Origin of the sequence: Salmonella sp. 32100201201700099SM, from assembly GCF_017572645.1 — a bacterium.
GTDB classification, from domain to species: Bacteria; Pseudomonadota; Gammaproteobacteria; order Enterobacterales; family Enterobacteriaceae; genus Salmonella; species Salmonella enterica.
Genome location: NZ_JAGERQ010000006.1, coordinates 73,093 through 91,017, shown reverse-complemented (window position 1 = coordinate 91,017; position 17,925 = coordinate 73,093). Strand labels below are relative to the sequence as shown.

The 17,925-nt window shown below is 53.7% G+C and carries 21 protein-coding genes; 16 read left to right on the top strand and 5 right to left on the bottom strand.

Annotated features, from left to right (window positions below; translation table 11 throughout):
- Nucleotides 1-9: 9 nt before the first annotated feature.
- The 8 genes from J4685_RS11490 (at nucleotide 10) to J4685_RS11455 (ending at nucleotide 7,841) form a co-directional block, all read left to right on the top strand.
- A complete protein-coding gene (locus tag J4685_RS11490) occupies nucleotides 10-1,437 on the top strand; it encodes a PTS fructose transporter subunit IIC (protein WP_000719919.1) in 1,428 nt (475 codons plus the stop codon).
- Nucleotides 1,424-2,230 (top strand): HPr family phosphocarrier protein, encoded by an 807-nt coding sequence (locus J4685_RS11485; protein WP_001175235.1) that lies wholly within the window; start codon nucleotides 1,424-1,426, stop codon nucleotides 2,228-2,230. The genes J4685_RS11490 and J4685_RS11485 overlap by 14 nt, the downstream gene beginning before the upstream one ends.
- A 197-nt stretch (nucleotides 2,231-2,427) precedes the next feature.
- Nucleotides 2,428-3,699 (top strand): tagatose-bisphosphate aldolase subunit GatZ, encoded by a 1,272-nt coding sequence (gene gatZ, locus J4685_RS11480; RefSeq protein ID WP_000658627.1) that lies wholly within the window; start codon nucleotides 2,428-2,430, stop codon nucleotides 3,697-3,699.
- 14 nt (nucleotides 3,700-3,713) lie between these two features.
- A complete protein-coding gene (gatA, locus tag J4685_RS11475) occupies nucleotides 3,714-4,178 on the top strand; it encodes a PTS galactitol transporter subunit IIA (RefSeq protein WP_000080445.1) in 465 nt (154 codons plus the stop codon).
- 30 nt (nucleotides 4,179-4,208) lie between these two features.
- The gene (gatB, locus tag J4685_RS11470) at nucleotides 4,209-4,493 is read left to right on the top strand and encodes a PTS galactitol transporter subunit IIB (RefSeq protein ID WP_000824293.1); all 285 of its coding nucleotides are present in this window, start codon (nucleotides 4,209-4,211) and stop codon (nucleotides 4,491-4,493) included.
- Nucleotides 4,494-4,496: 3 nt separating this feature from the next.
- Nucleotides 4,497-5,870: a galactitol-specific PTS transporter subunit IIC gene (locus J4685_RS11465; RefSeq protein ID WP_000490591.1), complete on the top strand. Its 1,374-nt coding sequence runs from the start codon at nucleotides 4,497-4,499 to the stop codon at nucleotides 5,868-5,870.
- Between the two features lie 43 nt (nucleotides 5,871-5,913).
- Nucleotides 5,914-6,957: a galactitol-1-phosphate 5-dehydrogenase gene (gatD, locus tag J4685_RS11460; protein ID WP_000844174.1), complete on the top strand. Its 1,044-nt coding sequence runs from the start codon at nucleotides 5,914-5,916 to the stop codon at nucleotides 6,955-6,957.
- Between the two features lie 110 nt (nucleotides 6,958-7,067).
- Entirely contained in the window at nucleotides 7,068-7,841 is a 774-nt protein-coding gene (locus J4685_RS11455) for a DeoR/GlpR family DNA-binding transcription regulator (RefSeq protein ID WP_001083899.1), read from the top strand.
- A gap of 157 nt (nucleotides 7,842-7,998) precedes the next feature.
- On the opposite strand, the gene rsmI is transcribed toward J4685_RS11455, so the two are convergent.
- On the bottom strand, nucleotides 7,999-8,862 hold the full coding sequence (gene rsmI, locus J4685_RS11450; protein WP_000812286.1) for a 16S rRNA (cytidine(1402)-2'-O)-methyltransferase: 864 nt from the start codon (nucleotides 8,860-8,862) through the stop codon (nucleotides 7,999-8,001).
- A 63-nt stretch (nucleotides 8,863-8,925) separates the two neighbouring features.
- Here rsmI and J4685_RS11445 point away from each other — a divergent pair, with 63 nt between their 5' ends.
- The 4 genes from J4685_RS11445 to dolP are packed head-to-tail and all read left to right on the top strand — an operon-like array spanning nucleotide 8,926 to nucleotide 12,527.
- Nucleotides 8,926-10,977 carry a penicillin-binding protein activator gene (locus tag J4685_RS11445; protein ID WP_000249241.1) on the top strand — a complete coding sequence of 684 codons (2,052 nt, stop codon included), beginning with the start codon at nucleotides 8,926-8,928 and terminating at the stop codon, nucleotides 10,975-10,977.
- Nucleotides 10,935-11,330: a YraN family protein gene (locus J4685_RS11440; RefSeq protein WP_000057285.1), complete on the top strand. Its 396-nt coding sequence runs from the start codon at nucleotides 10,935-10,937 to the stop codon at nucleotides 11,328-11,330. The genes J4685_RS11445 and J4685_RS11440 overlap by 43 nt, the downstream gene beginning before the upstream one ends.
- Before the next feature lie 21 nt (nucleotides 11,331-11,351).
- The gene (gene diaA, locus J4685_RS11435; protein ID WP_000893480.1) at nucleotides 11,352-11,942 is read left to right on the top strand and encodes a DnaA initiator-associating protein DiaA; all 591 of its coding nucleotides are present in this window, start codon (nucleotides 11,352-11,354) and stop codon (nucleotides 11,940-11,942) included.
- 9 nt (nucleotides 11,943-11,951) lie between these two features.
- Nucleotides 11,952-12,527: a division/outer membrane stress-associated lipid-binding lipoprotein gene (gene dolP / locus J4685_RS11430; protein WP_000643280.1), complete on the top strand. Its 576-nt coding sequence runs from the start codon at nucleotides 11,952-11,954 to the stop codon at nucleotides 12,525-12,527.
- Between the two features lie 66 nt (nucleotides 12,528-12,593).
- Here dolP and J4685_RS11425 read toward each other — a convergent pair whose 3' ends face one another.
- Nucleotides 12,594-13,229 (bottom strand): NAD(P)H-binding protein, encoded by a 636-nt coding sequence (locus tag J4685_RS11425; RefSeq protein ID WP_011233186.1) that lies wholly within the window; start codon nucleotides 13,227-13,229, stop codon nucleotides 12,594-12,596.
- A 130-nt stretch (nucleotides 13,230-13,359) separates the two neighbouring features.
- Here J4685_RS11425 and yhbO point away from each other — a divergent pair, with 130 nt between their 5' ends.
- Nucleotides 13,360-13,878 (top strand): protein/nucleic acid deglycase, encoded by a 519-nt coding sequence (gene yhbO / locus J4685_RS11420; RefSeq protein WP_000037599.1) that lies wholly within the window; start codon nucleotides 13,360-13,362, stop codon nucleotides 13,876-13,878.
- On the opposite strand, the gene J4685_RS11415 is transcribed toward yhbO, so the two are convergent.
- Nucleotides 13,858-14,301 (bottom strand): YhbP family protein, encoded by a 444-nt coding sequence (locus J4685_RS11415; RefSeq protein ID WP_000380409.1) that lies wholly within the window; start codon nucleotides 14,299-14,301, stop codon nucleotides 13,858-13,860. The two genes, yhbO and J4685_RS11415, sit on opposite strands and share 21 nt — an antisense overlap.
- A 37-nt stretch (nucleotides 14,302-14,338) precedes the next feature.
- Here J4685_RS11415 and J4685_RS11410 point away from each other — a divergent pair, with 37 nt between their 5' ends.
- Complete coding sequence (locus J4685_RS11410; RefSeq protein ID WP_000928379.1) at nucleotides 14,339-14,656, top strand: GIY-YIG nuclease family protein; 318 nt, start codon at nucleotides 14,339-14,341, stop codon at nucleotides 14,654-14,656.
- Here the strand turns inward: J4685_RS11410 and J4685_RS11405 are convergent.
- Nucleotides 14,643-15,146 carry a GNAT family N-acetyltransferase gene (locus tag J4685_RS11405; protein WP_000908562.1) on the bottom strand — a complete coding sequence of 168 codons (504 nt, stop codon included), beginning with the start codon at nucleotides 15,144-15,146 and terminating at the stop codon, nucleotides 14,643-14,645. The genes J4685_RS11410 and J4685_RS11405 overlap by 14 nt on opposite strands.
- Nucleotides 15,140-15,664 carry an SCP2 domain-containing protein gene (locus J4685_RS11400; RefSeq protein WP_000884721.1) on the bottom strand — a complete coding sequence of 175 codons (525 nt, stop codon included), beginning with the start codon at nucleotides 15,662-15,664 and terminating at the stop codon, nucleotides 15,140-15,142. The genes J4685_RS11405 and J4685_RS11400 overlap by 7 nt, the downstream gene beginning before the upstream one ends.
- Before the next feature lie 216 nt (nucleotides 15,665-15,880).
- Between J4685_RS11400 and J4685_RS11395 the strand changes: the two genes are divergently transcribed.
- Nucleotides 15,881-16,876: a peptidase U32 family protein gene (locus tag J4685_RS11395; protein ID WP_000421309.1), complete on the top strand. Its 996-nt coding sequence runs from the start codon at nucleotides 15,881-15,883 to the stop codon at nucleotides 16,874-16,876.
- Nucleotides 16,867-17,763 (top strand): U32 family peptidase, encoded by an 897-nt coding sequence (locus J4685_RS11390; RefSeq protein ID WP_077905015.1) that lies wholly within the window; start codon nucleotides 16,867-16,869, stop codon nucleotides 17,761-17,763. Before J4685_RS11395 ends, J4685_RS11390 begins: the two co-directional genes overlap by 10 nt.
- Nucleotides 17,764-17,925 lie beyond the last annotated feature (162 nt).

Here is a 17,925-nt window from a genome sequence, read left to right as displayed (position 1 = left end):
GGTCTGCTTATGAAAAAGATCATTGCAGTGACCGGCTGCCCTACCGGTATTGCGCATACATTTATGGCTGAAGAAGCCTTAAAAAATGCCGCGAAAAAATTATCTGTTGAAATAAAAGTTGAAACCAATGGTGCCAGTGGCGTTGAAAATGCTATTCAACCTGCTGATCTGGTAGATATTGCCGGAGTCATTATTGCGGCGGATAAAGATGTCTTACCTGATCGCTTTAATGGTTTACCGGTTGTTGAAGTACCGGTAAAAGAAGCAATCCATCATCCTGCGGAGCTGATTAACAAAGTTATTAATGGTGAAGCCCCAATACGTAAAGGCGAATCAACCACCAGCACGGAAATTATCGAAAAAGAATCACTGGGGCGACAAATTTATAAGCACCTGATGAGTGGTGTTTCAAATATGCTACCTTTTGTAGTTGCCGGAGGCATATTAATTGCGGTGTCGTTTTTATGGGGGATTTATTCCGCTGATCCTAATTCAGCTGAATACAATGCAACCGCCGCTATGCTAATGAAAATCGGTCAGCAAGCCTTTTCGATTATGGTTCCGGTCTTTACCGCTTATATTGCATTCTCTATTTCTGGCAGACCAGGGATGGTGGCTGGGTTTGTCGGCGGCTTACTGGCAAATGCTACCGGAGCAGGATTTCTCGGTGGGATAATTGCCGGATTCGCCGCCGGTTACCTGATGTTATGGGTAAAGAATCGACTCGAAGGCTTACCGCGTCAGTATGAAGGCCTGAAATCGATTTTTATTATGCCGCTCATTGGCGTACTGGTTATTGGCGTGTTGATGTCGCTGCTTGGGCAACCTGTCGCAGCTATCAATAATAGCATGATGAACTGGCTGGCATCGCTACAGGAAGCGAATCCAATATTGCTGGGTATTGTGGTGGGTGCAATGTGCTCCTTTGACTTTGGCGGCCCGGTAAACAAAGCCGCTTATGTCACCGGCACGCTTTTACTGGGCCAGGGCAACTTCTACTTTATGGCTGGTGTGTCTGCCGCATGTATTACTCCACCACTGGTAATTGCTCTGGCGACCACCTTCTTTCCAAAAGGTTTTAGCGAGGAAGAACGTGCCGCAGGCATGGTTAACTATATCCTCGGTTGTACCCACATCACTGAAGGCGCGATTCCTTTCGCAGCGAAAGATCCTTTGCGTGTCATCCCGATGATGATGATTGCTTCCAGCATTTCCGCAGTACTTAGCTACAGCTTGCGTATTCAGGTTCCGGCTCCTCACGGCGGCTTCTTAATTTTACCTTTGGTGAGTCAGCCGCTGGCCTGGGTGTTATATATCCTTGCAGGCTCTGCATGTGGTGCGGTGATGCTTGGCCTATGGAGATTGTGGGCTGTGCGCAAAAATTCAGTCAACACAACTCCTGTAGCAAAGGCTGGAGGTCAGAATGCAGCTCTGTGAACACGATATTTTTATCAGCGATGAGCGCCTCGATAAAGCCACCGCTCTGCACCGCGTGGTGGAAAAGTTATCTGCGGCTGGCAATACCACGACTGACTATTTACGCGGCATGTTGGATCGCGAAGCACAGATTTCCACTTATCTGGGAAATGGAATCGCGATCCCACACGGTACGCCAGAGTCTCGCGATGCGGTATTACAAACCGGTGTAAAGGTAATCGTTTTTCGCCACGGCGTTGACTGGGGTGACGGCAATACCGCATATCTGGTCACCGGAATTGCCGCGCGCTCCAATGAACATCTTGAGATTTTGCGCCAACTGACTCGCGTGCTCAGCGATGACGCTATTCTGCAAGCACTGGCTAAAGCCGAATCCCCCAGTCAGGTTTTAGCGCTACTGACTGGATCGACGACCAATACGCCAGCAGCCGTGGAGTTGCACGAGGGTGAGCAGGCAACGTTTGTCATCCATAATCCGCATGGTTTACATGCCAGACCCAGTGCGGTACTGGTGAAGTTTATCAAACAGTTTCAAAGCCACATTACGGTAGAAAATCTGGATAACGCCTCCGGCCCGGTGGACGGGAAAAACCTGATGCGAGTGGTGTCGCTCGGCGCGAAAAAGGGGCATCGCTTGTTGTTCCGGGCGCAGGGCGAAGATGCACAGCAGGCACTACGTGAAATCGGGGAGCTTATCGCCTCTGGTGCAGGCGAGATGATCACCGTTCCCGTTACCCCACCACCAGAAGTCATGCAGCCAAAGCGCAGTTGGCTATCTCGATTGTTTAATTAGCCTTCATTTGTTCCTCCGTGCCCGCTCCGGCGGGTACGGTTTTTCATGACAAAGTGAAGTTACAGACATTACACACCATTTCGTTACCTTACATTTCCTTTCGCAACTTTCATTTATCAGATCAAAATCACAAAACAACATTACGAAACCCTATAAATTCTTTCGAAGAAGAAAAACGAAAGAACTCGGAGATAAAAGTGAAAGAAATAATTGCTCGTCATAAAGCAGGAGAACATCTGGGCATCTGTTCAGTTTGTTCTGCTCATCCCCTGGTTATCGAATCAGCTCTGCTTTTCGATCTCAATACTGACAACAAGGTATTGATTGAAGCCACATCCAATCAGGTGAATCAGTTTGGCGGTTATACCGGAATGAAACCGGCTGATTTTCGTGATTTTGTTTATGGCATTGCTCAGGAAGTGGGATTTCCACGTGAGCGGTTGATTCTTGGTGGCGATCATTTAGGGCCTAACTGCTGGCAGAACGAACCGGCAGCGGCGGCAATGGAAAAGTCGGTTGAGTTAATAAAAGCGTATGTCGCCGCTGGTTTTAGCAAAATTCACCTGGACGCGTCGATGTCCTGCGCTGACGACCCGACACCGTTGGATCCGATGGTCGTTGCACGCCGTGCCGCCGTGCTTTGTAAAGCAGCAGAAGAGACCGCAAACGAAGAACAAAAATGCCATCTGACTTATGTCATCGGCACGGAAGTGCCCGTTCCTGGCGGTGAAGCCAGTACCATCGGCAGCGTTCATGTCACCCGCGAAGTCGATGCTGCCCGTACGCTGGAAACTCACCAAATCGCGTTTCGTGAATCAGGTCTGGAAGAAGCACTGTCACGCGTGATCGCCATTGTGGTGCAACCGGGCGTTGAATTTGATCATACCCAGATTATTCATTATCAGCCGCAGGCGGCACAGGCGCTCTCCGCATGGATCAAAGAGACGCCGATGGTCTATGAAGCGCACTCCACCGATTACCAAACTCGCCAGGCCTACCGCGCCCTCGTTCGCGATCATTACGCCATTCTGAAGGTCGGCCCTGCACTCACTTTCGCCCTGCGCGAAGCCATTTTCGCACTTGCGCAAATGGAAAACGAGCTGATCTCCCCGGAACAACGTAGTCGGGTACTGGAGGTCATTGATGAAGTTATGCTAAACGAACCGGGCTACTGGAAAAAATACTACCGTCCAACCTGGAGTCAGGCGATGGTCGACATCCACTTTAGTTTGTCTGACCGTATTCGCTATTACTGGCCGCACCCGCGTATTCGTCAAAGCGTAGAAAAGTTAATCGCCAATCTGAACAACGTCACATTGCCGCTGGGATTAATTAGCCAGTTTATGCCCGTACAGTTTGAACGCCTGTCTGAGGGCGTGCTCACCCCCACGCCGCATAACCTGATTATTGACAAAATTCAGGATGTTCTGCGCGCTTATCGCTTCGGTTGCACGCCGGATGTCGCCTGAATAATGGAGAATTTATGAGCCAACTATTTGTCCGAACCGGAATCACATTCGACTCGAGCCAACAGGCGCTGGCGCACATTGGCAAAGAGATGCTGGCGAAAGGCGTGGTACATGATAGTTATCCGCAGGCGCTGGTGGAACGTGAAGCGTCTTTTCCTACCGGCATTGCGCTGGAGCGTCACGCCGTCGCTATCCCTCATTGCGAGGCGGTTCATGCGAAATCACCCGCTATCTATCTGATTCGTCCAGATAAGCCGGTCATGTTTCAACAGGCGGATGATGACGAAGAGATTGCCGTTTCGTTAATCATCGCCTTAATCGTTGAAAACCCGGCGGCACAGCTAAAACTTCTGCGCCGCCTGTTTAGTGAGCTACAGAACCCGAGCACCCTCGATGCCCTGTTAAGCGCGCCGGATGCCGAACTGGCGATACGCTTTCAGGAAACCATCCTTGAGCCTGAGCAGTGCGTCCAGGTTTGATAATAAATTGATAATAATGAGGAATACCCTATGAAACGTAAAGTAATTGTGGCCTGTGGCGGTGCGGTTGCAACCTCAACGATGGCTGCGGAAGAAATTAAAGAGCTATGTGATGCCAACCATATTGAGCTCGACTTAGTGCAATGCCGGGTCACCGAAATCGAAACCTATATGGACGGCGCCGATCTTATCTGTACCACTGCCAGGGTCGATCGCGCCTTTGGCGATATTCCCGTCGTTCACGGTATGCCTTTTGTTTCCGGCGTGGGTATTGAAGCATTACAGCAAAAAATTCTGTCCATTCTCATGGGGTAACGTATGTTTAGCGAAATAATGCGTTATATCCTCGACTTAGGCCCAACGGTGATGTTGCCTCTGGTGATCATCGTGTTCTCTAAACTGCTGGGAATGAAGCTTGGGGATTGTTTTAAATCGGGTTTGCATATTGGTATCGGCTTCGTGGGTATTGGTCTGGTCATCGGCCTGATGCTGGATTCTATCGGCCCCGCGGCGAAAGCCATAGCGGAACATTTCCAAATCAATCTCCACGTTATTGACGTCGGCTGGCCAGGTTCATCGCCCATGACCTGGGCGTCACAAATCGCGCTGGTCGCGATCCCTGTCGCCATCGGGGTTAACGTCCTGATGCTGGTGACCCGCATGACCCGCGTGGTGAATGTCGATATCTGGAATATCTGGCACATGACCTTCACGGGCGCCATGCTGCATCTGGCGACCGGTTCATACTGGCTGGGGATTCTGGGCGTTGTGGTTCATGCCGCCTTTGTCTACAAACTGGGGGACTGGTTTGCCAAAGATACCCGCGACTATTTTGGCCTCGAGGGGATTGCAATCCCACACGGCTCATCCGCGTACCTGGGCCCCGTGGCGGTGCTCGTTGATACCATTATCGAAAAAATTCCGGGTCTCAATCGTATTCACTTTAGCGCAGACGATGTCCAGAAACGCTTCGGACCGTTTGGCGAGCCGGTGACTGTCGGCTTCGTGATGGGGCTGGTGATTGGTGTACTGGCAGGCTACGACGCCAAAGCCGTTCTGCAACTGGCGGTCAAAACCGCAGCGGTGATGCTGCTTATGCCACGCGTCATTAAACCTATTATGGATGGCCTAACGCCTATCGCCAAACATGCGCGTAAACGTCTACAGGCCAAATTTGGCGGGCAGGAGTTCCTGATAGGCCTTGATCCAGCGCTACTGCTCGGTCATACCTCTGTTGTCTCCGCGAGCCTGATATTCATTCCGCTGACCATCCTGATTGCCGTCTTAGTACCGGGGAACCAGGTGCTGCCGTTCGGCGACCTCGCCACCATCGGTTTCTTTATTGCGATGGCGGTTGCGGTACACCAGGGCAACCTGTTCCGCACGCTGATTTCAGGTGTCATTATTATGGGTATCACCCTGTGGATAGCCACCCAGACGATTGGCCTGCATACCCAACTGGCTGCCAATGCCGGAGCGCTAAAAGCTGGCGGACAAGTCGCCTCGCTGGATCAGGGCGGTTCTCCCATCACCTGGCTGCTGATTCAACTTTTTACCTGGCAGAATATCGTCGGCTTCGCCGTCATTGCCATTATCTATCTGGCCGGCGTACTGCTGACCTGGCGTCGCGCCCGACAATTTGTCGCGGCTGAGAAAGCCACGGCGCTACAGCAAAGTCAAATCGCCTCTTAATTTTAGGGGAGCAATCGCTCCCCTCACCTTCCTGGAGAATGTTATGAAATCAGTGGTTATTCACGCTGAGGGAGACGTGCGCGTTGAAGAACGTCCCTTACCACAACTGCAAGCCGAGGACGATGTGTTGGTCAAGGTCGTTAGCTCAGGGCTTTGCGGGTCAGATATCCCGCGTATTTTCGCGCAGGGCGCCCATTATTATCCTATTACGTTAGGCCATGAATTCAGCGGCTACGTTGAATCCTACGGCACAGGCGTAACGGATATGCAGCCCGGCGATGCCGTCGCTTGTGTCCCGCTTCTTCCCTGCTTTCACTGTCCGCAATGCGAACGCGGTTACTTTTCTTTATGCAAACAGTATCAGTTTGTAGGATCGCGCAGCGAAGGTGGTAATGCGGAATATGTGGTGGTCAAACGGGCCAATCTTTTCCGCTTGCCGTCTGATATGCCGATTGAAGATGGCGCGTTTATCGAACCGATTACCGTGGGCTTGCACGCCTTTCATCTGGCGCAGGGCTGCGAGGGGAAAAACGTAATTATCGTCGGGGCCGGGACAATTGGCCTGCTGGCCTTACAGTGCGCGCGGGAACTGGGCGCGCGAAGCGTAACGGCGATTGATATCAATCCGCAGAAACTGGAACTGGCGAAAGCGCTCGGCGCAACGCATACCTGTAATAGCCGGGAAATGACCGCCGACGACATCCAGACAGCGTTGTCCGACATTCAGTTTGATCAACTGGTTCTCGAAACGGCAGGAACTCCCCAGACCGTCTCGCTGGCTATCGATATCGCCGGGCCGCGCGCGCAACTGGCGCTGGTGGGGACGTTACATCACGATCTCACCCTGACAACGCGCACATTCGGGTTAATTTTGCGTAAAGAGCTCACGCTCCTCGGCAGTTGGATGAACTACTCCGCGCCATGGCCAGGAGAAGAATGGGAAACCGCAGCGCGCCTGTTGGCTGAAAAACGTCTTCAACTGACCCCTCTCATTGCCCATCGCGGCGATGCGGAAAGCTTTGCAGAAGCAGTCAAAGCGCTTAATGGCGCGCCCATGCAGGGCAAAATCTTACTTCAACTTTCCTGATGGTACGAGCCAGCAACCTGCGCTGGCTCACATTTCCTTTCGAAATTTAGCGTTCACCTTTCGCAATCCTTCGTTTAAACTAGTTACAGTTAATTATCAGGCAAATCAATATGAACTCATTTGAGCGAAGAAATAAAATTGTCGACCTGATTAATACGCAAGGCAGCGTGCTGGTGATGGATCTTTCAAATACCTTTGGTATTTCTGAAGTGACTATCCGTGCTGACCTGCGTCTGCTGGAAGAGAAAGGCCTTGTCACCCGTTTTCATGGCGGCGCGGCAAAACCGGGAAGTCATCTGGCGGAAGGCGACAATCAGGAAGTCATTCTGGAAGATCGGTATCAACTCGCCAGCGATCCGAAAAAGCGGATTGCCCAGGCGGCTGCGGCAATGGTTGAAGAAGGAATGACCATCATTCTGGATAGCGGGAGCACAACATTACTGATTGCGGAAGCGCTCGCGCGAAAAAGCAATATTACGGTGATCACTAACAGCTTGCCTGCCGCTTTTACGCTATCAGAAAATAAAGATCTCACGCTGGTGGTCTGCGGCGGTACGGTACGGCATAAAACCCACTCAATGCACGGCACGATTGCGGAACGATCGCTACACGGCATCAGCGCCGATGTCATGTTTGTCGGGGCGGATGGCATTGATGCGACAAACGGTATTACCACGTTTAACGAAGGTTATTCCATTAGCGGCGTCATGGCGGCGGCGGCACACAAAGTTATCGCGGTACTGGACGCGACCAAATTTAACCGTCGCGGCTTTAACCAGGTATTGCCGATGGACAAGATCGACTGTGTGATAACCGATGACACCATCAGCAAACAGGATAAAGCGGCATTAGCGAAAACAGGCGTGGAACTAATGATCGTCTAAAAAGGAGTCGGTTATGCGTTGCTGATCGCGAGAGTAAGCCCGAAGGAAAGGTCCGGTCCGCTATCACCGCCCAATGCCCCCATCACTTTACCCACATCAATCACCTGATTGAGTATTAACGCGATGGCGATAAAAGGCGGTTCCCGGGCGCTCGCTTTTATTCTTCCTGCTGCTCCAGCGCATACTTATACAGCGCATTTTTCTTCACGCCGTGAATTTCTGCTGCCAGCGCCGCCGCTTTTTTCAGCGGCAGTTCTGCCTGTAGCAGCGCCAGCGTGCGCAGCGCGTCGGCGGGCAGGTCGTCTTCTTGCGCTTTATGGCCTTCGACAATCAGCACCATTTCGCCTTTGCGACGGTTTTCATCTTCTTTGACCCACGCCAGCAGCTCGCCAACGGGCGCGCCGTGAATGGTTTCCCAGGTTTTGGTCAGCTCACGCGCCAGCACCACATAACGGGATTCTCCCAATACCGCGACGATATCTTCCAGGCTATCGAACAGGCGGTGGGTTGACTCATAAAAAATCAGCGTTCGCGGTTCCGTTTCAATGGCTTTTAGCGCATCACGGCGGCCTTTGGATTTCGCCGGTAAAAAGCCTTCATAGCAGAAACGGTCAGATGGCAGGCCAGCGGCGCTCAGGGCGGCAATCGCCGCACATGGCCCTGGTAGCGGCACCACGCGAATCCCCGCTTCACGGCAGGTACGCACCAGGTGATAGCCGGGGTCATTAATTAGTGGCGTACCGGCGTCGGAAACCAGCGCAATGTTCTGCCCTTCTTTTAGCTTCGCGACCAGCGTTTCCGCTTTTTGTTGTTCGTTATGGTCGTGCAGCGCGAACAATCGGGCATTAATCCCAAAATGTTGCAGCAATAAACCGGTGTGACGAGTATCCTCGGCGGCAATCAGATCTACAGCCTGTAACACCTCCAACGCACGCTGGGTGATATCCGCCAGATTACCGATAGGAGTAGGTACAATAAAGAGTTGGCCCTGAGAATTATCCGCCGATTCGTTTTGTTTCATTGTGTCGTCCGTATTGCCGATTTAATATTGAGCATTGCGTAAAAAAATATCACTGGATACAGTATGGTACCCTCAACATTTTCTCGTTTGAACGCCGCACGCGCGCTGCCTGTCGTCCTGGCTGCGCTACTTTTCGCCGGGTGCGGCACCCAGGCGCCAGATCAAAGCGCAGCCTATATGCAGGGTTCAGCGCAAGCTGACTCCGCCTTTTACCTGCATCAGATGCAGCAAAGCGCAGATGATAGCAAGACCAACTGGCAATTACTCGCCATTCATGCACTGCTGAAAGAAGGAAAAAGCCAGCAGGCCGTCGAGTTGTTCAACCAACTCCCGCAAAATCTGAACGATACCCAGCGTCGCGAACAGTCTTTATTAGCGGTAGAAATCAAACTGGCGCAAAAAGATGTCGCAGGCGCGCAAGCCTTGCTGGATAAACTAAAACCCGCCGACTTTGCGCCACATCAGCAAGCGCGTTACTGGCAGGCGCAGATCGTTGCCAGCCAGGGACGCCCGTCGCTTACCCTGTTGCGGGCGTTAATCGCCCAGGAATCGCTACTGGCGGCGAAAGATAAACAAAAAAATATCGACGCCACCTGGCAGGCGCTCTCCGCCATGACGCCGGATCAGGCCAGGACGCTGGTTATCAACGCCGATGAAAATGTGCTTCAGGGCTGGCTGGATCTGCAACGCGTCTGGTTTGACAACCGCAACGATCCGGACATGCTGAAAGCTGGGATCGCCGACTGGCAAAAACGCTACCCGCAAAATCCGGGGGCGAAAATGCTGCCGACGCAGCTCGTCAATGTACAACGTTTTAAACCAGCTTCCACCAGCAAAATCGCTCTGCTGCTGCCGCTGAACGGTCAGGCTGCCGTGTTTGGCCGTACCATCCAGCAAGGTTTCGAAGCCGCGAAAAACCTCGGCACCCAGGCGGTGGAAATGCAGCCTGTCGCCGCGCCTGACGCGCCGGTCGAACCAAGCGTGGAGGAGACGCAACCACAAATGACCAACGGCGTCGCCAGTCCGTCGCAGGCCTCGGTGAGCGATCTGACTGATGACGCTCCATCCCAGTCTGCTACGCCAGTCAGCGCGCCACAAACTCCCCCTGCGCAGCCTGCTACAGCAAGCGCGCCGGCGGATCCCTCCGCTGAATTAAAAATCTACGATACCTCTTCCCAGCCGTTGGATCAGGTGCTTGCTCAGGTTCAGCAAGACGGCGCCAGTATCGTGGTCGGGCCGCTGTTGAAAAACAATGTGGAAGCGCTGATGAAAAGCAACACGCCGCTCAACGTGCTGGCGCTCAACCAGCCGGAAACGGTACGTAGCTTCCCTAATATCTGCTATTTCGCGCTCTCTCCAGAAGATGAAGCCCGTGACGCGGCGCATCATATTTATAACCAGGGCAAGCAGTCGCCGCTGCTGTTGATCCCACGCAGCACGCTTGGCGATCGCGTGGCGAACGCCTTCACCCAGGAGTGGCAAAAACTGGGCGGCGGCATCGTGTTACAGCAAAAATTCGGCTCCGTAGCCGAGCTGAAAATGGGCGTGAACGGCGGCGCGGGTATCGCGTTGACGGGCAGTCCGGTCGCCGCCAGCGTGCCTGCCCAGCCTGGCGTCACCATTGGCGGTCTGACTATCCCTGCGCCGCCGACCGACGCGCAAATCACCGGCGGCGGACGCGTAGACGCGGTCTATATTCTGGCTACGCCGGAAGAGATTGGCTTTATCAAACCGATGATCGCCATGCGTAACGGCACCCAGAGCGGCGCGACGCTGTATGCCAGCTCTCGCAGCGCGCAAGGCACCTCCGGCCCTGACTTCCGTCTGGAGATGGAAGGTTTGCAATACAGTGAAATTCCCATGCTGGCAGGCGGCAATATGCCGTTGATGCAGCAGGCACTGAGCGCTGTACATAACGACTATTCTCTGGCGCGGATGTACGCCATGGGCGTGGATGCCTGGACGCTGGCGAACCACTTTTCACAGATGCGTCAGGTGCAGGGGTTTGAGATCAATGGTAATACCGGCGCATTAACCGCCAGCCCGGATTGTGTGATTAACAGGAAGTTATCATGGCTCAAATACCAGCAAGGGGAGATTGTTCCCGCCAGCTAACGCGTAAACAGGCTGGCGACGCGTGGGAAGCTGCCGCGCGTCGCTGGCTGGAAAGCAAAGGACTGCGGTTTATCGCCGCCAACGTGCGCGAGCGCGGCGGCGAAATCGATCTGATCATGCGCGACGGAAAAACGACGGTTTTTGTTGAGGTCCGCTATCGGCGCTCCGGGCTTTATGGCGGCGCGGCGGCCAGTGTGACCCGCAGCAAGCAACACAAATTATTACATACTGCCCGCTTGTGGCTCGCCCGCCAGAATGGGAGTTTTGATACTGTGGATTGTCGGTTCGATGTGTTAGCCTTCACCGGAAATGAGATTGAGTGGTTTCGGGATGCGTTTAACGACCACTCATAATTGAAGATTTTAAGGATTAGCGTGCTCGAAAGAATCAAAGTTTGCTTTACAGAAAGCATTCAAACTCAAATTGCTGCGGCGGAAGCGCTTCCGGATGCCATTTCCCGCGCCGCCATGACGCTGGTTCATTCCCTGCTTAACGGCAACAAAATCCTCTGTTGTGGAAACGGGACGTCCGCGGCCAACGCACAGCATTTTGCTGCCAGCATGATTAACCGCTTTGAAACGGAGCGACCCAGTTTACCCGCCATTGCACTAAATACCGATAATGTGGTCTTAACTGCGATCGCTAACGATCGCCTGCACGATGAAGTTTATGCAAAACAAGTCCGGGCGCTGGGACATGCAGGCGATGTTTTATTGGCGATCTCTACGCGTGGTAATAGTCGCGATATCGTAAAAGCCGTTGAAGCAGCCGTCACACGTGACATGACCATTGTGGCGCTAACCGGGTATGACGGGGGTGAACTGGCCGGACTATTAGGGCCGCAGGATGTTGAAATTCGTATCCCTTCACACCACAGCGCGCGCATTCAGGAAATGCATATGCTGACGGTAAACTGCCTGTGCGATTTGATCGATAACACGCTTTTTCTTCACCAGGATGATTAAGGAGTACACATGAAGGCATTTTCGCCGCTCGCAGTCCTTATTTCTGCGTTGCTATTGCAAGGTTGCGTCGCCGCCGCGGTAGTGGGTACGGCAGCCGTCGGCACCAAAGCCGCAACCGACCCGCGTAGCGTGGGCACCCAGGTGGATGACGGAACGCTGGAACTGCGTGTCAGCAGCGCGCTGTCGAAAGATGAGCAAATCAAAAAAGAGACGCGCATCAATGTCACGGCTTATCAGGGCAAAGTTTTGTTAGTGGGCCAGTCGCCAAACAGCGAACTCTCCGCACGCGCTAAACAGATAGCGATGGGCGTTGAAGGCACCACCGAGGTCTATAACGAGATTCGCCAGGGTCAGCCTATCGGCCTGGGAACCGCCTCTAACGATACCTGGATCACCACGAAAGTTCGCTCACAGCTACTGACCAGCGATCAGGTAAAATCGTCAAATGTGAAAGTCACCACCGAGAATGGCGAAGTGTTCCTGCTGGGCCTGGTGACTGAACGTGAAGGTAAAGCGGCAGCAGACATCGCCAGCCGGGTGAGCGGCGTGAAACGCGTGACCACCGCCTTTACGTATATTAAGTAACCGGTGTGCCGGGTGGCGATAAGAATGTGTAAACCGCGTCGCCATCCGGTAAATCATCCGGCTTCGCTACTCCGCTTTTTCCCGCAGTTGCGATGAGGTCAGAATCGTCACGCCTTCTTGTGCTGGCGCCAGCGCTTCCGCCAGCATGGCCCGCGCCACATCCCGCGCATCGATCGATTTCCAGTTTCCTGGCAACAGCCGGAATAGCGGAGCGAAAAGCGTTTCATTCACCCGCCGCGTTGTTCTGTCGCCGAGCAGCATAGAAGGTCGGGCAATCGTCAAACGAGGCCAATTTTGCGCGATTAACGCCTCCTCCATTTCTCCTTTCACCCGATTGTAGAAAAACGGAGAGTGCGCGTTTGCTCCCATTGCGCTGACCACCACCATGTGCTGCGCACCCAGTCGACGTCCGGTCAGCGCAGTATCAACCACCAGCGTATAATCCGCATAAATAAACGCCGCTTTACTTCCCGCTTCACGCCGGGTCGTGCCCAGGCAGCAAAAAACAATATCTACCGGGTCGGTCACCTGAGCTAACGCATCGGTAAGCTGCGGATCGTGAGGGTTATAAACGCCGACAATATCCGTCAGCGGGCGACGCGTCGGCGCGGCGATAGCGCTCACCTGCGGCGTGTTGATTAACATTCTCAGCAGATGTCCGCCGACCAGTCCGGTCGCGCCGGTAATCAGTACCTGACTCATCCTCGCTCCTTTACAGATTTGTCCACCTTGCACTCTCGGCCCTATCGACCAGGCTTAATAGTCTACGAGGTAAGTATCCATCATTGTGGAAAATTTGCCTTACCCGACGCCACCACTGCGGAGGAAACGCATGAGTAAGAAAATTGCCGTTTTGATTACCGATGAATTTGAAGATTCAGAATTTACCTCGCCGGCTGCAGAATTCCGTCAGGCCGGCCATGAGGTCATCACCATCGAAAAAGAGGCGGGTAAAACGGTGAAAGGAAAAAAAGGCGAGGCCAGCGTCACCATTGATAAGGCTATTGATGACGTTCGTCCCGACGAGTTCGACGCCTTGCTATTGCCGGGAGGTCATTCGCCGGACTACCTGCGCGGCGACAGCCGTTTCGTGGATTTTACCCGCGATTTCGTTAACAGCGGTAAACCGGTTTTTGCCATTTGCCACGGCCCACAGTTGTTGATCAGCGCCGATGTCATTCGTGGCCGCAAACTCACGGCGGTGAAACCGATTATTATCGATGTGAAGAATGCGGGCGCGGAATTTTACGATCAGGAAGTCGTCGTCGATAAAGATCAGCTGGTGACCAGCCGCACGCCTGACGACCTGCCGGCATTTAACCGCGAGGCGCTACGCCTGCTGGGCGCGTGAGTCGCGTAACCAGTGCAGTTTTTTACCAAACCCCAGCGTGTTGTCGGTGAATTTAATTTCATCCAGCCGGATTTCCCATACCGGCGCTGGCAGCACCCTGGCGACCGGGAAGCGACGAAGGTAAGCTTTACGCGCGGCGTCGCTCTCCTGCCCCTCCAGACGGCGAATTTCCCCTTTAAACTGTACGCCGCGAATGCGCGCCACCGTTTTCGGCTGACCATTGACCGTTCCCGCAACTGACGCGCACGCGCCAGACATTTGCGCATGGCGGGTTTTATCATCCGTTAACAGATACAGCGCGACGTTTTGCGCATCAAACAAATAAAACGCATTGGCGCACCACAGCTCTCCCTCATGGTGTACGCACCAGGTCACCACGTGTTGTTTCGCCAGCCAACGGCCAATAGCGGTAAGTGTGTCCATCTTTATTCTCGCTTATACTGGGAACCTGAAAATTATCATGCTGATGGCGACAATGACACCCTGGTATCTGTATCTGATTCGTACTGCAGACAATGCGCTTTACACCGGAATAACCACCGATGTGGCGCGTCGTTACAGGCAGCATCAAACGGGAAAAGGCGCAAAAGCATTACGGGGAAAAGGCGAGTTAACGCTGGCGTTTGCGGCGCAGGTTGGCGATCGCTCGCTGGCCCTGCGCATAGAGTATCGCATCAAACAGCTCACAAAGCGCCAGAAAGAGCGCCTTGTGACGGAACGCGAAGCGTTTGAGGCGCTGCTGTCCAGCCTGCAAACGCCGGTGCTTAAAAACGATTGAAGTGGTCGTGATACTCCACCAGCCCCGTCACGCCCTCCAGCGCATCCTCAGCCAAACGGTGTACCTGGAAAGCGCTTTCCGTACCGGGCCAACGGCAGTGAAGATCGTAATGTGCGGCCAGTTCAAAACCGAAGCGGCTATATAACGCCGGATCGCCCAGCGTCACGACCGCCGCGTAGCCGAACTCGTTGAGCGAATCCAGCCCTTCATACACTAACTGGCGCGCCAGCCCTTGCCCGCGATACTTTTCATCGACCGCCAGCGGCGCCATGCCGACCCACTGTAAATCTTCGCCCTGCACATCAACCGGGCTAAAGGCGACATAGCCCACCACCTGACCTTCATCATCCGTGGCCACCAGTCCGAGCGTCAGAAAACCATCTTCACGCAAATCGTGAACCAGCTTCGCTTCCGCATCGCTTTCGAATGAACGGCGTAACAGCGCATCAATACCAGGCGCATCAATAGGAATTTCTACTCGAATTAGCATGGTTCACCTACCGAGGTCTGTTTGGTTTCCGGCGAGTTTTTCATTCCCGCCTCAACAAAATCCGCCAGTTGCAGCAGCATAACGCGTAACGCTTTCGGCATCTGCTCCAGTTCGATGGCGTCCATCAGATTCTTCACATACAACCCTAACTCAGTATCGCCTTCAATGACCAGTCGACGCTGGAAAAAGAGCGTATCCGGGTCCTGTTTACGGGCAGCTATCATTAGCAGATCGCTGGCGTCGGCGCTAAAACTGACGTCGGCATCTGCCTGCTGGCTAACGATCAGCTTTTCATTTTCAACCGTGGTATACCATTTTAAGTCGATGTCACGAACATGAATGCTTAACCAACGACCTTCGAGGAATTCCAGCTCTCCATCGGCCAGCGCCTGACGAAACTGCCAGCTCAGAACCTGTTCCAGAACCTGGCGCTTTAGCGCAAAGGGCGTCAGTTTAACCGGTACACTCATCAGAGACGGGCCAGCATGGACTAAGCGTGAACGCAGTTTATCTAACACGAGCTTTACTCCCTGTTTCAATAGTCCTGTTATTTTGCCATATCCAATAAATCACATGGCGGCGTAAATCAACAATTGGGTCTGATTTTCTACCCCATTATTGGTGTTACCAATACGCCTTTAACTGCCTTAAATCAAAAATTGTCGCAGCAAGGTTAACTAAAATCCCTGTTCGTTAACAATTTTGCGTCTCAGACGTAACCCTCAGGATAAATTATGGAGCTGCTCTGCCCTGCCGGAAATCTCCCGGCGCTGAAGGCGGCCATCGAAAACGGCGCTGACGCCGTTTATATCGGGTTAAAAGACGATACCAATGCCCGTCATTTTGCCGGCCTTAACTTTACCGAAAAAAAATTGCAGGAAGCGGTGAGTTTTGTTCACCAGCATCGCCGCAAATTACACATCGCCATTAATACTTTTGCGCATCCGGACGGCTATGCCCGCTGGCAGCGCGCCGTGGATATGGCGGCGCAGCTTGGCGCCGACGCGCTGATTCTCGCCGACCTCGCTATGCTGGAATATGCCGCAGAGCGTTACCCACATATTGAGCGCCATGTTTCCGTTCAGGCCTCGGCAACCAACGAAGAGGCGATTCGCTTTTATCACCGCAACTTTGATGTCCACCGCGTAGTACTGCCGCGTGTACTGTCGATTCACCAGGTAAAACAACTGGCCCGCGTCACGCCGGTGCCGCTGGAGGTATTCGCGTTTGGCAGCCTGTGCATTATGGCGGAAGGTCGCTGCTATCTTTCTTCCTACCTGACGGGGGAGTCGCCCAATACCGTCGGCGCCTGCTCTCCCGCCCGCTTTGTCCGTTGGCAGCAAACGCCGCAGGGGCTGGAATCGCGCCTGAATGATGTCCTGATTGACCGTTACCAGGATGGCGAAAACGCGGGCTACCCAACGCTGTGCAAAGGCCGCTATTTAGTGGACGGCGAGCGCTATCACGCGCTGGAGGAGCCAACCAGCCTGAACACGCTGGAACTGCTGCCGGAGCTCATGGCGGCGAACATCGCTTCGGTGAAGATCGAAGGCCGCCAGCGCAGCCCGGCCTACGTTAGCCAGGTGGCGAAAGTGTGGCGCCAGGCGATCGATCGCTGCAAAGCCGCCCCGCAAAACTTCGTTCCACAGCGCGACTGGATGGAGACGCTCGGCGCGATGTCCGAAGGCACTCAAACCACGCTTGGCGCATATCACCGTAAATGGCAGTGAGAGGAGCTATGAAATATTCCTTAGGACCGGTGCTTTATTACTGGCCGAAAGAGACGCTGGAAGATTTTTATCAGCAGGCCGCAAAAAGCAGCGCTGACGTCATTTATCTGGGCGAAGCGGTGTGCAGCAAGCGTCGCGCGACCAAAGTCGGCGACTGGCTGGAAATGGCGAAATCCCTCGCCGCCAGCGGTAAGCAGGTGGCGCTCTCCACCCTGGCGCTGGTACAGGCGTCATCTGAATTAAGCGAGCTGAAACGCTATGTGGACAACGGCGATTTTCTGCTGGAAGCCAGCGATCTTGGCGTGGTGAATCTGTGCGCCGAGCGCAAACTGCCGTTTGTCGCCGGCCATGCGCTGAATTGCTACAACGCGGTCACGCTGCGCCGGTTGCTGAAAGAAGGCATGGTACGCTGGTGTATGCCGGTGGAGCTGTCCCGCGACTGGCTGGTGAATTTGCTTAATCAGTGCGATGAACTGGGCATCCGCAATCAGTTTGAAGTGGAAGTGTTGAGCTACGGGCATCTGCCGCTGGCCTACTCCGCTCGCTGCTTTACCGCCCGTTCGGAAGACCGCCCGAAAGATGAGTGCGAAACCTGCTGTATCAAGTATCCAAACGGTCGTGACGTGCTCTCGCAAGAGAATCAGCAGGTGTTTGTGCTTAACGGTATTCAGACCATGAGCGGCTATGTCTATAACCTTGGCAACGAACTGACGTCGATGCAGGGATTGGTCGATATGGTGCGGCTGTCGCCGTTGGGTACGGAGACATTTGCCATGCTTGATGCCTTTCGCGCTAACGAAAACGGCGGCGCGCCATTACCGCTTGCCGCCCATAGCGACTGTAACGGCTACTGGAAGCGGCTGGCCGGGCTGGAGCTACAGGCCTAGCCGGATGGCGGCATAAATACCTTGTCCGGCCTACAAATAGCGATCCCGTAGACCCGATAAGCGCAGCGCCATCGGGCATTGTTTTTGTCGTCAGTCTCATAAAGCTCACTTTGTTAACAACATTCGCTAATCTTTAATGCAGTATTAAAAGATTAACCGGTA

Bases quoted from the DNA above. Each gene is read 5' to 3' on its own strand.
- J4685_RS11415 (WP_000380409.1), bottom strand. From the start codon at position 14,301: ATGGACACACTTACCGCTATTGGCCGTTGGCTGGCGAAACAACACGTG.
- J4685_RS11485 (WP_001175235.1), top strand. From the start codon at position 1,424: ATGCAGCTCTGTGAACACGATATTTTTATCAGCGATGAGCGCCTCGAT.
- dolP (WP_000643280.1), top strand. From the start codon at position 11,952: ATGAAGGCATTTTCGCCGCTCGCAGTCCTTATTTCTGCGTTGCTATTG.
- J4685_RS11465 (WP_000490591.1), top strand. From the start codon at position 4,497: ATGTTTAGCGAAATAATGCGTTATATCCTCGACTTAGGCCCAACGGTG.
- gatA (WP_000080445.1), top strand. From the start codon at position 3,714: ATGAGCCAACTATTTGTCCGAACCGGAATCACATTCGACTCGAGCCAA.
- J4685_RS11390 (WP_077905015.1), top strand. From the start codon at position 16,867: ATGGCAGTGAGAGGAGCTATGAAATATTCCTTAGGACCGGTGCTTTAT.
- J4685_RS11490 (WP_000719919.1), top strand. From the start codon at position 10: ATGAAAAAGATCATTGCAGTGACCGGCTGCCCTACCGGTATTGCGCAT.
- J4685_RS11445 (WP_000249241.1), top strand. From the start codon at position 8,926: ATGGTACCCTCAACATTTTCTCGTTTGAACGCCGCACGCGCGCTGCCT.
- J4685_RS11455 (WP_001083899.1), top strand. From the start codon at position 7,068: ATGAACTCATTTGAGCGAAGAAATAAAATTGTCGACCTGATTAATACG.
- J4685_RS11395 (WP_000421309.1), top strand. From the start codon at position 15,881: ATGGAGCTGCTCTGCCCTGCCGGAAATCTCCCGGCGCTGAAGGCGGCC.
- J4685_RS11405 (WP_000908562.1), bottom strand. From the start codon at position 15,146: ATGCTAATTCGAGTAGAAATTCCTATTGATGCGCCTGGTATTGATGCG.
- J4685_RS11425 (WP_011233186.1), bottom strand. From the start codon at position 13,229: ATGAGTCAGGTACTGATTACCGGCGCGACCGGACTGGTCGGCGGACAT.
- gatB (WP_000824293.1), top strand. From the start codon at position 4,209: ATGAAACGTAAAGTAATTGTGGCCTGTGGCGGTGCGGTTGCAACCTCA.
- J4685_RS11440 (WP_000057285.1), top strand. From the start codon at position 10,935: ATGGCTCAAATACCAGCAAGGGGAGATTGTTCCCGCCAGCTAACGCGT.
- gatD (WP_000844174.1), top strand. From the start codon at position 5,914: ATGAAATCAGTGGTTATTCACGCTGAGGGAGACGTGCGCGTTGAAGAA.
- yhbO (WP_000037599.1), top strand. From the start codon at position 13,360: ATGAGTAAGAAAATTGCCGTTTTGATTACCGATGAATTTGAAGATTCA.
- rsmI (WP_000812286.1), bottom strand. From the start codon at position 8,862: ATGAAACAAAACGAATCGGCGGATAATTCTCAGGGCCAACTCTTTATT.
- J4685_RS11410 (WP_000928379.1), top strand. From the start codon at position 14,339: ATGCTGATGGCGACAATGACACCCTGGTATCTGTATCTGATTCGTACT.